Annotated in this window: 14 protein-coding genes and 2 tRNA genes; 12 read left to right on the top strand and 4 right to left on the bottom strand. The window is 60.8% G+C overall.

Translation table 11 applies throughout. The annotated features are described in order from the left end of the window. Positions 1 to 323 precede the first annotated feature (323 nt). Positions 324 to 399 (bottom strand) — tRNA-Ala (locus HOY34_RS21390). Positions 400 to 642: 243 nt separating this feature from the next. Here HOY34_RS21390 and HOY34_RS21385 point away from each other — a divergent pair. Continuing rightward, positions 643 to 1,257 carry a LolA family protein gene (locus tag HOY34_RS21385; protein ID WP_172366654.1) on the top strand — a complete coding sequence of 205 codons (615 nt, stop codon included), beginning with the start codon at positions 643 to 645 and terminating at the stop codon, positions 1,255 to 1,257. A gap of 96 nt (positions 1,258 to 1,353) precedes the next feature. Here HOY34_RS21385 and HOY34_RS21380 read toward each other — a convergent pair whose 3' ends face one another. Next, entirely contained in the window at positions 1,354 to 1,938 is a 585-nt protein-coding gene (locus tag HOY34_RS21380) for a transglycosylase SLT domain-containing protein (protein ID WP_172366652.1), read from the bottom strand. 251 nt (positions 1,939 to 2,189) lie between these two features. Here HOY34_RS21380 and hspQ point away from each other — a divergent pair, with 251 nt between their 5' ends. The 11 genes from hspQ (at position 2,190) to HOY34_RS21325 (ending at position 9,814) form a co-directional block, all read left to right on the top strand. Then, positions 2,190 to 2,516 carry a heat shock protein HspQ gene (hspQ, locus tag HOY34_RS21375; RefSeq protein WP_172366650.1) on the top strand — a complete coding sequence of 109 codons (327 nt, stop codon included), beginning with the start codon at positions 2,190 to 2,192 and terminating at the stop codon, positions 2,514 to 2,516. Positions 2,517 to 2,625: 109 nt separating this feature from the next. After that, positions 2,626 to 2,961: an STAS domain-containing protein gene (locus tag HOY34_RS21370; RefSeq protein WP_172366648.1), complete on the top strand. Its 336-nt coding sequence runs from the start codon at positions 2,626 to 2,628 to the stop codon at positions 2,959 to 2,961. Between the two features lie 19 nt (positions 2,962 to 2,980). Continuing rightward, complete coding sequence (locus HOY34_RS21365; protein WP_172366646.1) at positions 2,981 to 3,424, top strand: ATP-binding protein; 444 nt, start codon at positions 2,981 to 2,983, stop codon at positions 3,422 to 3,424. Between the two features lie 419 nt (positions 3,425 to 3,843). Next, positions 3,844 to 5,427, top strand: coding sequence for a gamma-glutamyltransferase family protein (locus HOY34_RS21360; protein ID WP_172366644.1), 1,584 nt, complete (start codon positions 3,844 to 3,846; stop codon positions 5,425 to 5,427). 75 nt (positions 5,428 to 5,502) lie between these two features. Next, complete coding sequence (locus HOY34_RS21355; protein ID WP_172366642.1) at positions 5,503 to 5,955, top strand: GAF domain-containing protein; 453 nt, start codon at positions 5,503 to 5,505, stop codon at positions 5,953 to 5,955. A 1-nt stretch (position 5,956) separates the two neighbouring features. Next, a complete protein-coding gene (locus HOY34_RS22535) occupies positions 5,957 to 6,742 on the top strand; it encodes a GFA family protein (RefSeq protein ID WP_172366640.1) in 786 nt (261 codons plus the stop codon). A 3-nt stretch (positions 6,743 to 6,745) separates the two neighbouring features. Continuing rightward, positions 6,746 to 7,657, top strand: a complete 912-nt coding sequence (locus tag HOY34_RS21345; RefSeq protein WP_172366638.1) for a homocysteine S-methyltransferase family protein — start codon at positions 6,746 to 6,748, stop codon at positions 7,655 to 7,657. Next, on the top strand, positions 7,654 to 8,307 hold the full coding sequence (locus HOY34_RS21340) for an RluA family pseudouridine synthase (RefSeq protein ID WP_436645244.1): 654 nt from the start codon (positions 7,654 to 7,656) through the stop codon (positions 8,305 to 8,307). The genes HOY34_RS21345 and HOY34_RS21340 overlap by 4 nt, the downstream gene beginning before the upstream one ends. 266 nt (positions 8,308 to 8,573) lie before the next feature. Further along, positions 8,574 to 8,663, top strand: a tRNA-Ser gene (locus tag HOY34_RS21335). A 256-nt stretch (positions 8,664 to 8,919) separates the two neighbouring features. After that, the gene (locus tag HOY34_RS21330; RefSeq protein WP_172366637.1) at positions 8,920 to 9,483 is read left to right on the top strand and encodes a DUF6036 family nucleotidyltransferase; all 564 of its coding nucleotides are present in this window, start codon (positions 8,920 to 8,922) and stop codon (positions 9,481 to 9,483) included. Then, positions 9,464 to 9,814: a hypothetical protein gene (locus HOY34_RS21325; RefSeq protein WP_172366635.1), complete on the top strand. Its 351-nt coding sequence runs from the start codon at positions 9,464 to 9,466 to the stop codon at positions 9,812 to 9,814. The genes HOY34_RS21330 and HOY34_RS21325 overlap by 20 nt, the downstream gene beginning before the upstream one ends. Before the next feature lie 182 nt (positions 9,815 to 9,996). On the opposite strand, the gene HOY34_RS21320 is transcribed toward HOY34_RS21325, so the two are convergent. Further along, entirely contained in the window at positions 9,997 to 10,314 is a 318-nt protein-coding gene (locus HOY34_RS21320; RefSeq protein WP_172366633.1) for a hypothetical protein, read from the bottom strand. Beyond that, the gene (locus tag HOY34_RS21315) at positions 10,311 to 10,685 is read right to left on the bottom strand and encodes a hypothetical protein (protein ID WP_172366631.1); all 375 of its coding nucleotides are present in this window, start codon (positions 10,683 to 10,685) and stop codon (positions 10,311 to 10,313) included. The genes HOY34_RS21320 and HOY34_RS21315 overlap by 4 nt, the downstream gene beginning before the upstream one ends. Between the last annotated feature and the right edge of the window lie 477 nt (positions 10,686 to 11,162).

Raw genomic sequence — 11,162 nt, 5'->3', positions numbered from 1 at the left:
GCCTCCTGCTCTTTGATCATCCCGATGATTTGCGCCTCGGTGAAACGGCTTTTCCTCATGTCGCCTGCTCCTTCTCAGGTTGGGCAGACTCTACATCACGGCGAGGGAACTTCCGGGGGGCAGGTCACGACCATGCGGCATTCTGGAGGCGAGCATGTCAGCTCGACCTAGCGGGGCCGCACAGCTGCCGCGCTGGTTTCGGACAGGAAGGCCTGCGTTTTTGAGAGCTTCTGTGCGTCAACAAACATATTGACAATTCTTCGGTAAGCTTATGCTTCCGATTTGCACTGTTATGCTTCTCTGACACACCTGTCAGTTTTTGTTGGTGGAGCCAAGGAGGATCGAACTCCTGACCTCTTGAATGCCATTCAAGCGCTCTCCCAGCTGAGCTATGGCCCCACCATTTTGAACACTTTCGCGTTCGGTCTGCGGCTTATTAGTCTGCGGCGGAATTGGGCGCAAGAGGAAAATTCTGTAAATAGTTTCACCCCCGACCACAGCCAGCCAGGGATGGTTCCAGCCCTGACACAGCCCGGCGAGCAGCGCGCTTCAGGGCGGGGCAGCCGTCACGCGCCGGCACAAAGCCGCGAGCATTGTTGCAGAGGGATTTGCGCAGGCCGCCCGGCAGGTTATATCTTCCGCATGAACCGTCGCACCGCGCTTTTCGCCCCGCTCGCCCTTGCTTTGCCCGCTGTCCTGGCCGGTCGGCCCGCGCTGGCGGATAAGCTGTCCCTTAACACGCTGTCGAACTACCTGAACGGCCTCAGCACCGTTGAGACCGATTTCACGCAGATCAACAGCGATGGCTCGGTCTCGACCGGCAAGCTGTTCATCCGTCGCCCCGGGCGGGTGCGCTTTCAATATGCGCCGCCTGACCGCTCGCTCGTGTTGGCCAGCGGTGGCACCGTGGCGATTTTTGACGGCAAGTCGAAAGCCTCACCCGAGCAGTATCCGCTGCGCCGCACGCCGCTGAACCTGATCCTTGCCCAGAACATCAACCTCGCCCAGGCGCGGATGGTGATCGGCCATAAAGAGGACGGCACCTCGACCCGTGTCACCGCGCAGGATCCGGAGCATCCTGAATATGGCACCATTGAACTGGTCTTCACCGCCAACCCCGTCGAGCTGCGCCAATGGGTGATCACCGATGACCTGGGGCAAAAGACGACTGTCATCCTTGGTGAGATGAAAAAGGGCGGCAAGCTGGGCGACAGCACCTTCTCGATCAGCACTGAGATCAGCCGCCGCAAAGGTTAAGGGCCTCTCGCCCCCCCCCCGAGGGCTGCGCAAATAACGCAAAAGGCGGGCCATTGGCCCGCCTTTTTTGATTGTGCCGCTGCTGAGACGGGGCGCTCAGCGCCCACACCCCTCCAGCTGACTGCGATACATCTCTGAACGTGTGCCGACCCGCTTTGCCACATCAACCAGCCAGGGCTTGGCCAGATAACTTTGCCTTGCATAGCCGCTGCGGCCCTCATGATAGGCCAGATACTGATTTTCGGCGTCGGTTTTCGGGATGCCAAGGCGGCGCTCTGTCTCGCTCATATACCAGCCCATGAAATCGGTGGCGTCAGCGATCTGGTCGCGTTTGCGCCTGCCGCCCTGAGAGGCGAGATATTCTTCCCATGTGCCATTCAGCGCCTGGCTATAGCCATAGGCCGTGCTTTGCCGCCCCATCGGAATCACGCCCAGAGCCCAGCGATGCGGTGTCTGCGCATTGCCGATGAATTTCGATTCCTGGTGAATCGAGGCCATCTGCACATGCACCGGCACACCCCATTTGCGCTCTGTCGCTTTCATTGCCCGCAGATACTGCGGCCGCTCACGGACGATTGCACATGCATTGTCCAGCTCACGTGGTGCCGTGAAACTTGCTTTCCCGCCCCCACATGAGGCCAGCAACAAAAGCAACAATCCGGCACGGAGAAACCTGCTCATTTGCCCCTCGTGCATCCTGTTTTCCACATTATAGCGCATGCGGCGGTCGGGGGGAACCGCCCAGCCGCGCGCTGAGCTGCCGGATCAGTTCAGTTCTGCGCGAGCAGGCTGGCGAGCAGGCTGGCGCGCATAGATGGCCAATGATGACCACTGTGGGCTGACCTTCCACAGACTGTTTCCTGCCGACCCGGACAGACTGGTGGACAAGGGCGGCGTCACAGCGGTAAGGACCACTTGGGGGACTATCACTGATGCTCAAAACGCAGGCCAAATATCATATCGGACAGGTGCTGACGCACCGCAAGCACACCTTTCGGGGTGTGGTTTTCGACGTGGATGCCATGTTTTCAAATACCGAGGAATGGTATGAGAACATCCCCGAAGAAAGCCGTCCGGACAAGGATCAGCCCTTCTATCACCTGCTGGCCGAGAATGATCAAAGCTATTACGTCGCCTATGTATCAGAGCAAAATCTGATTCCGGATGACACCGGAGAGCCGGTCGGCCACCCGGATCTCTCTGATCTTTTTGGTGATTTTGAGGATGGCCGCTATCCCCTGCAGTTCCATCTGAACTAGGCCCGGCCCCGGCCTTATGCAGGGCCCGCAGGAAGGCCCGGTGACGCTTACCGTTTCATAAGAATTTTGCTGCATCCTTGGCTGGTTCACAGTGAGGAAGGCGCGCAAAATGTCTATCGAAGCCGAGGTCAGGGATGGCGTCCTGGTGATCCATATCGGCCATGACCGGATCGATGCCGCCGGGGCAATCGGCTTTAAAGAACGCATCCGTGACCTCATCCCCCAGGCGCCGCCCCGGGTCATCATGGATCTTTCGGCGGTGAATTTCGTTGATTCCTCGGGGCTTGGCGCGATTGTCGCGGTGATGAAGCTCCTGGCCCCGGAACGGCGGCTGGAACTGGCGGCGCTGCGCCCCGCGGTCGAAAAGGTCTTTCGGCTGACCCGCATAGACTCGGTCTTTACAATTCACCCCGACATCGCCCGAGGCCTTGTTGCAACTGGTTGATTTTGGGGGCGTTTCCATCATGAACTCCCATTGCCAGACCGGAGGGGGATTTGCGCTGGTGACGATGCCCGGCGATTCGGGATCCGTGCGCTCGGGGCTGGAACGGGCGTTAGGCTCTGCCCCTTTACGGCGGCTGCTGCCTTGCGACAGAGAGCGGGTCGAGGTGCTGCTGGCCGAGGTGCTGAACAATATCGTCGAACATGCCTATTCGCAGGGCGAGGGGGAAATCAGACTGCTTTTGCGGCTGGAACCAACCCGCCTTTGCCTGACGATAGAGGATGAGGGGCAGCCGATGCCCCAGGGCCAGCTGCCAGAGGGTCAGCTGCCCGCAGCAGAGGCTTTGCCAGAGGGCGGCTTCGGCTGGTTCTTGATTCGCTCGCTCTCCACTGAGGTTGGCTACATGCGGCGCGGAAATACGAATCGCCTGGATATAGCGATGAATTGCGAACAGTGGGGCGGTTAGCGCGGCCATTGTTCGGAAATTAAGCGCAAATGACGCTATTTGGCCGCAATTTGCCCCTAAAACTGCCAGGCCCGACACCAATACAGGTAGGCGTAGCTGCATAAGGCTTCACCCTGGTGCCGGGATCAACAGCCCCCACCCAGTTCCGGCACCGGGGTTCTAATGCGCGGCAGCCCGCCCTGCCCTCCCCCTTCCGTGCAGATACGCCCGTCGGGTGATACCCCGACCAGGCCTGCCAGTTGATATTCCCGCAACAGGATTTCCGGACGCCACCAAAAATGGCTTTGCTTGCGGCGGCCTCGCGCTTTGGGCGGAACACATTGGCTTTGTCCCTCTGCTCGCCTAGTCTTGCATGACCAATGGCGGCAAGGCTGAATTGCTGCCCGCCTCAGCCAGATGCCAGCTCCATAAGGGACGTTATGCGCGACTTTGAAACTCCCGGCCGCTCGGACGTTTTCGCTCTGAATGGGATGGCCGCGACCTCGCATCCCCTGGCGTCGCAGACTGCGATTTCGATTCTGCAGGCGGGTGGGAATGCGGTCGATGCAGCTATCGCGGCCGCCATGGTGCAAAACATCGCCGAGCCGCAGATGTGTGGCCTGGGCGGTGACGCCTTCATTCTTCTGAAACCAGCGGGCCAGGAGGATGTTCTGGCGCTGAACGGATCCGGGGCCTCGCCTGCCGGATACTCGGCCGACCATCTGCGTCATCTGGGACATCAAACTGTGCCCATTCATGGGATCGAATCGGTCACCATGCCGGGCGGCGTTGATGCGCTGTGCCGCCTGCATGAGGACCATGGCAGGCTGTCGCTGGCCGAGATTTTTGCCCCCGCCATTCGCTATGCCGAAGAGGGGATTCCGGTCTCGCCGCGCGCAGCCTTTGACTGGGCCGAGGATATCCGTGTCCTGCAGGGGGACGCGCTGAAATTTTACAGCATCAACGGCCAGGCCCCGCGCCCGGGGCAGATCTTTCGTGCGCCAGGCCTTGCCCAGGTCATGCGTGCCATCGCCCGCGAAGGACGCGCCGGATTTTATGAGGGCGAAGTCGCGGCCGATATGATTGCCTCGCTGCGCGCGCTTGGCGGCAGCCATGATGCGGCAGATCTGGCCGCGACCAGATCGTTCTGGGGCCAGCCCGTCGCCGGCAATTATCGCGGCACTGAACTGCTGGAGCATCCGCCAAACGGCCAGGGCGCGACCGCGATCCTTTTGCTGAAGATCCTGTCGCATTTCGATCTTGCCGCGCTTGACCCTTCCGGCCCTGAACGCGCCCATCTTGAGATCGAGGCCGCCAAACTGGCCTATGACGCGCGAAACCGCTTTATCGCCGACCCTACCCATATGGATCCGGCGCGGCTGGCCAGCTTTCTGCAAGATGAAACCGCCGCAAAGCTGGCGGCGCTGATTGATCCGGGCCGTGCGATGGCAGACCCGGCCCGCCTGTCAGAGGCGGTGCACCGCGACACGATCTGCCTGTCGGTGGTCGACCGCGACCGGATGGCGGTCTCGCTGATTTACTCAATTTTCTGGGGGTTTGGCTCTGGTCTTGCCTCGGCGAGGTTCGGGATCAACTTCCAGAACCGCGGCGCGGGGTTCAGCCTGCAGCCAGAGCACCCGAATGAGGCCGGACCGGGCAAGCGCCCGATGCACACGATCATCCCGGGCATGTTGCGGCAAAACGGGCGGGTCTCTATGCCCTTTGGTGTGATGGGCGGCAGCTATCAGCCAACGGGCCATGCGCGGCTGATCTCGAACCTGACCGATTACGGGATGGGGCTGCAAGAGGCCATCGACGCGCCGCGCCTCTTTGCGGGCCCGGATGGCCTGGAGGTCGAGCGCGGCTACAGCGCAGCCACCCGTACCCGGCTGGCCGATCTGGGCCACCGGATCATCCGGCCAGAACAGCCGCTGGGCGGCGCCCAGGCCATCGTGATCGGCCAGGATGGGGTGCTGACGGGCGGCTCTGATCCGCGTAAGGATGGCTGCGCCCTAGGGTATTGAAACAAAGACTGTCAGGCAAAGACTATCGGGCAAAGACGATCGAACAAAGACTGTCGAACAAAGACTGGGGACCAGATGGATTACGAGACCGCGACCAGAGACATCCTTGCGCTGACCCATGGCGAGACCGATACCGTCGCGCTGATGGCGACGCTGGCATGCGAGATCCACAACCGTCATCCGCTGTCAGACTGGACCGGGTTTTATCGGGTGACCCAGCCGGAGCTGCTGAAGATCGGTCCCTATCAGGGCGGCCATGGCTGCCTGGTGATCCCGTTTTCGCGCGGTGTCTGCGGTGCGGCCGCGCGGACGGGGCAGGTGCAGAACGTGCCCGATGTCGAGGCTTTCCCCGACCATATCGCCTGTTCCTCCTCGACCCGGTCAGAGCTGGTCATCCCGGTGGTGAACGGGGTGGGCAAGCTCTTGGGGGTGCTGGACCTCGACAGCGATCAGCCCGCAGCCTTTACCGCCCGGGATGAGGAATGGCTGATCCCGCTTTTGGCGCAGGTCTTTGAAAAGGCAGAATAAGATGGGAAAACCGATCCGTGGATCCTGCCATTGTGGCGGCGTGGTCTTTGAGGCCGATCCGCCTTTGCGCCAGGTTGTCGCCTGCCATTGCAGCCAGTGCCGCAAGACCTCGGGCCATTACTGGTCGGCCAGTTCCGTCCCGCATGAGCGCTTTCGCCTGGTCGAGGATCGCAGCCTTGGCTGGTTCCGCTCTTCACCGATGGCACAGCGCGGCTATTGCCAGGATTGCGGCGCCAGCCTTTTCTGGCAGCCCGAGGGCGAGGCGCGGATCTCTTTCGCCGCCGGGGCGCTGGATGGCAAAACCGGGCTGGATACCATCGCCCATATCCACAAAGAGGATCGCGGCGATTATTATGAGCCGATTGGCCCGCCCTGTGGCACCATGCCCGCGCCCGAGCTGCATGGCTCTTGCCTCTGCGGTGCGAACCGCTTTTCGCTGCCGGGGCCAATGGGCGAGGTCACGGCCTGCCATTGCGGCCAATGTCGCAAACTCTCGGGGCATTATTCGGCCAGTTTCTGGGCCGAAGAGGACAGCGTGACCTGGGCCGCCCGCAACATCCGCGAATATAAAACCGCAGGCGGCGGACAGCGGGGCTTTTGCCCGGACTGCGGCTCTTCCTTGTGGTTTCGCGCCGCCAGCGGCGAGTTTTCCATGGAATCCGGCGCTTTTGAGCGCCCGACAGGCGGGCGACTGACCAGCCACATCTTCCTTTCCGAGGCTGGCGACTATTATACGCTCGATGACAATCTGCCGCAGTGGCAGGTCTGGGATGAAAGCAAGGGCTAGCTCATGGCGCAAATCACCCTTCTTGATGGCGGTATGGGCCAGGAGCTGATCGCCAGATCCGGCGATGAGCCGACGCCGCTTTGGGCGACGCGGGTGATGATCGACCACCCCGGCCTCGTGCAGGCGGTGCATGAGGATTATTTCGCCGCCGGGGCCTCTGTTGCGACGACGAACACCTATTCCGTGCTGCGTGACCGCCTGCAAGGCTTTGGGCTGGAGCCCTGGTTCCAGGCCCTGCATGCCCGCGCCCTGGCCGAGGCACATGAGGCCCGGGCCCGTGCAGGATATGCACAGACGGGGCGCGGGATCATTGCGGGCTCGATGGGGCCACTGGGTGCCAGCTATCGCCCCGATCTGACGCCCCCGGTCGCAGAATCAACCGCAGCCTATGCCGAGAAGGCGCGGCTTCTGGCCCCCTATTGCGATGTGATCCTGCTGGAAACCATCTCTTCGCTGGGGCTGGCCGAGGGGGCACTGGCGGGTGCCACGGTGGGTGGCATTCCGGTCTGGCTGTCGGTCTCGGTTGATGACCACGATGGCTCGCGCCTGCGTTCGGGCGAGGCAGTCGCGGATCTTGCGCCGCTGATCGCCCGCTTTGGGCCCGCAGCGGTGCTGGCGAATTGCTCGGTCCCCGAAGCGATGGCGGCAGCTTTGCAGGTGATCCGTGGCTTTGACCTGCCCTTTGGCGCCTATGCCAATGGTTTCACGCATATTTCCGGGAACTTCCTGAAAAACGCCCCGACGGTGAAAGAGCTGACCCATCGCCACGATCTGACGCCGGAAAAATACACCGCCTTTGCGCTGGACTGGGTGGCGATGGGCGCAACGATCATCGGCGGTTGCTGTGAGGTCGGCCCCGCCCATATCCGCCATCTCGCCGGGGCACTGCGCGAAAAGGGACATCAGATCCTGTGATTCCCGATTTCATCTATGATCCGCCGGATGTACCGCTCAGCATCCTGTATGAGGACCGCCAGATTCTGGTCGTCGACAAGCCAGCAGGGCTTTTGTCGGTGCCGGGCAAGCTGGAGGGGCGGGCGGACTGCCTCGTCTCGCGCCTGCAGGCCGCCTATTGGGATGCCTTGCTGGTTCACCGCCTGGACTGTGACACCTCTGGCGTGATGATCTTCGCGCGCACCAAGGCGGCGCAGGGGTTCCTGGGTCAGGAGTTCGAAAAGAGGCGGGCGAAGAAAGCATATATCGCAAGGGTTTACGGTCAGGTGGCGGGCGATCACGGCCATATAGACCTGCCGCTTGGTGCCGACTGGCCCAATCGCCCCCGCCAGATGGTCAGCCATGACCATGGCCGCCCCGCCCAGACAGACTGGCAGGTGGTGGGGCGCAGCCCGGATGAGACGCGGATGCGGCTGTCGCCACTGACCGGGCGCAGCCATCAGCTGCGGGTTCACATGCTGGAGCTGGGCCATCCAATCCTTGGCGACCCGATCTATGCCACCGGCCCCGCCCGTGAGGCCCCCCGGCTGATGCTGCACGCCGCGACGCTGGGCCTGCATCATCCGGAAAGCGGAGAGTGGGTCACCTTCGCCGCGCCAGAGCCATTCTGACGCATACCGCCTGGCCCTCCCCAGGGCGCAGGCTCCGGGCGCAGCAGGTGTTGCCAGCCATGCCAGCGCATCTATGGCGCGTGTGACAGCAGGGCCGCGCAGGCTGAAACACCAGGGCCATCTTAACGCGCAAGGTGCCCCAGATACCGCAAAGCGGGCGGCCCCGGGACGCATTATCGGCCGCCGAAGCGATTTGCGCAGGACAGACCCTAAAAAGCGGAAGCGCCCCCTTGTTTATCCGGTTGCGGCTCAATATACGGGGCGGCGGAGATGTGGCCGAGTGGTCGAAGGCACACCCCTGCTAAGGGTGCAGGCCCGGAAGGGTCTCGAGGGTTCGAATCCCTTCGTCTCCGCCATAAACCCCTGAAATTTATGGATTTTCATACTGAGAGCCGTTGCCGCTCTTGGGATTTAGGGTGCGCCACCGTTACCAAACGGTAATCGTCCATCGTGTGGTTGCAGCCTGGCTCCGCTCCGTCCAGTGTGAAGACGCACTGGACCGAGTGGGCGGATATCGAGTATGGTTGCTTGCGGGCAACCAAGGGCTGCGCCACCCAGTGCGCGTGACCTTAGATGATCTCTTGATGCGCAAATACGGAGAGGATTGCCCCAGTGGGACTGATTCCTGAACTTCATGATCACTTACAGAAGCTTGCGGATAGACTGGGTAAACTCAGGATGCCCGTGCACGCGTATATTGCTGGCGGCATGGCGGTCAACTTTCATACGGGCATCCGGATGTCTGACGATGTTGACATCCAGTGGTCTCATAAGGTCGCTATACCTCCCGACCTCCGCGTGTTCCCGGCGATCAACCCTGACGACCCATCCGATGTGATCCTCGTAACGATGGATGGTGAGTTTGGTGATTACCTCGGGACTTTCCCGCCCGACTGGAAGGAAAAATCCATCCTGATAGGGGAGGTTGGTGACCTTGTCCTACACGTTATAAACCCGCTAGACTTGGCAACCTCTAAGGTTGGTCGCTACCAAGAAAGGGATCGCGAAGACATTCAAGCGCTTGCTCGGGCGGGACTGATAGACTCAGAATCTTTCTCCCAACGTATCGATGACGCTCTTGATTACTATGTTGGCGATATCACATTTGTGCAGTATAACAAACGGGACGCTGTAGAGCTGGTCGAAGAGATCGAAAATGAACGACGGCAAAAATAGCACTTTCGGAACTGCTAGGGCGCGTGAGAACGGCGTCATGGATGTCTTGTCTGATGTCCTCCTTGGTCGGGTTTCCTTCGGTGATCTCAGCAGCAAGGTAGACCTTCGGCTCGTTGGGTATGCAGCGGCACTTGTTAAGACTACAGTTAGCGATCCCACGGGTGTGCTGTCGCGGCTCATGACATATTGCCGTGAAAAGCTGCATGAAATGGCGGGCGCTGCTGTGTCTTACGTCGATCAAGTGCAACTTTCATGGCGGTCGCCTTGGCATCTTGACGCGTCAAAGTTGCGCCGCGAGCTGCCACTCCACCTCATGCGGAAATCTGCCTAGATCCACATCGTAAGGGTGCAGGCTTGGAAGGGTCATGAGGGTTTGAATGCCTTCGCCCCTTCCATAAGTTCATGTTATTGTTGTATTTTCATTTCGAGAGACGTTGCAGTTCTTTGGGTTTAGGGTGCGCCACCTTTGCCAAACGGTAATAGCTCTCAGCGAATGGCCCGGCGGGATCAGGATCAGGAGCGCCACCGCAATTGCTTGATCCATCCGTCGCTCAGATGATCAGCGCCGAAATTTTCGATCAGCCAGCGCGCGGCGCGGGGTTTCGAGACGGGGACTATATGATCCGGAGCTCCGCGGGTCCGGAAGGCAAGAAAATGCAGCCTCTTGCCGGCCGAACTGCAAAAAAGCGCGACGGTGCAATCGCCGGTTGATCCGTATTCCATCTCCGCGATGAGCGCCGACTCTTCCGTGTTGAGCTCGCCCGCCCAGCGGATCCGCGCTTTGATCGCGGATGAGCCGCTATAAGATTCGTCGATATGACCCGTGCTCATGCCGCGAGTTCCTGTCCGATGTGGCCGGTCCGGATCAGGGTCGGCTCATCGAGCCGACGCACGACCTGCACCCGCTCGCGGTTTTTCGGATAAATCTTCTCGATTTCCGCGCTGATCAGGTCGATCACCCGGCGGCGGACGACGAAAGTGGCGGTCAGGCCGCGGACCGCATAGCGATACGACATGCTCGTCGGTCCGGCACTGCGATAGCTGATGCGCGCGCCGTAGACATCTTCGCCCGACGCCCCAGACAGGCTATCGGAAATCGCGCGCTCGACATGCGCCGCGGACGGCACATGCGCGCCGTCATGATCGGCGATGAACGCGGTCAGAGCGGCGCGGGCGGCGGTGGAGAGGCGGAATTTGGTCATGGAGTTTTCTTCCTTTGGTCTTCGGGCGGCCCTGGTGACCGCTCTCGATAGACTCAGAATACAATGACCCAGCCCCATTCTATAACGGAAAGATGCGATTTGCGAAATACTTTATGTGCAAAATCAATTACATATGCGTGACCTCCACCCTGTGAGGGCCTCTTGAAGCCACGGGGTCAGTTATCGCGGCCGCCCGACACGGGGATAGGAGCAGAATGAGAACGAAAATCCGGATTTTTCAAATGCTGATAGCGTTCACTTTGCGCCGCGCCTGCTTAGCGACAAGCGCGTCTCGGGCCTCGGTCACCCACCGCTCTGCATCAGATGTCCTGGTAAGCCGCTTGAGCCAATGAACCGCTCCGGGTTTGCCGGAGGCTGATTACGGTTAGTTACGCGGCGATGTCTTCAATTTCCAGAGCCGCGTAGAAGTTTGCTTCTGCCTCTGCTGGCGGGATGCTCCCGATCGGCTCAAGCAGG

This window comes from Pseudogemmobacter hezensis (assembly GCF_013155295.1).
GTDB lineage: Bacteria > Pseudomonadota > Alphaproteobacteria > Rhodobacterales > Rhodobacteraceae > Pseudogemmobacter > Pseudogemmobacter hezensis.
Note: the sequence above shows the minus strand (reverse complement) of the source record. Positions and strands in the feature narration are given on the sequence as shown.

What these genes read in the sequence shown, in the direction of transcription:
- HOY34_RS21385 (WP_172366654.1), top strand. Translation starts at nt 643, where the DNA reads ATGAACCGTCGCACCGCGCTTTTCGCCCCGCTCGCCCTTGCTTTGCCC.
- HOY34_RS21380 (WP_172366652.1), bottom strand. Translation starts at nt 1,938, where the DNA reads ATGAGCAGGTTTCTCCGTGCCGGATTGTTGCTTTTGTTGCTGGCCTCA.
- hspQ (WP_172366650.1), top strand. Translation starts at nt 2,190, where the DNA reads ATGCTCAAAACGCAGGCCAAATATCATATCGGACAGGTGCTGACGCAC.
- HOY34_RS21370 (WP_172366648.1), top strand. Translation starts at nt 2,626, where the DNA reads ATGTCTATCGAAGCCGAGGTCAGGGATGGCGTCCTGGTGATCCATATC.
- HOY34_RS21365 (WP_172366646.1), top strand. Translation starts at nt 2,981, where the DNA reads ATGAACTCCCATTGCCAGACCGGAGGGGGATTTGCGCTGGTGACGATG.
- HOY34_RS21360 (WP_172366644.1), top strand. Translation starts at nt 3,844, where the DNA reads ATGCGCGACTTTGAAACTCCCGGCCGCTCGGACGTTTTCGCTCTGAAT.
- HOY34_RS21355 (WP_172366642.1), top strand. Translation starts at nt 5,503, where the DNA reads ATGGATTACGAGACCGCGACCAGAGACATCCTTGCGCTGACCCATGGC.
- HOY34_RS22535 (WP_172366640.1), top strand. Translation starts at nt 5,957, where the DNA reads ATGGGAAAACCGATCCGTGGATCCTGCCATTGTGGCGGCGTGGTCTTT.
- HOY34_RS21345 (WP_172366638.1), top strand. Translation starts at nt 6,746, where the DNA reads ATGGCGCAAATCACCCTTCTTGATGGCGGTATGGGCCAGGAGCTGATC.
- HOY34_RS21325 (WP_172366635.1), top strand. Translation starts at nt 9,464, where the DNA reads ATGAACGACGGCAAAAATAGCACTTTCGGAACTGCTAGGGCGCGTGAG.
- HOY34_RS21320 (WP_172366633.1), bottom strand. Translation starts at nt 10,314, where the DNA reads ATGAGCACGGGTCATATCGACGAATCTTATAGCGGCTCATCCGCGATC.
- HOY34_RS21315 (WP_172366631.1), bottom strand. Translation starts at nt 10,685, where the DNA reads ATGACCAAATTCCGCCTCTCCACCGCCGCCCGCGCCGCTCTGACCGCG.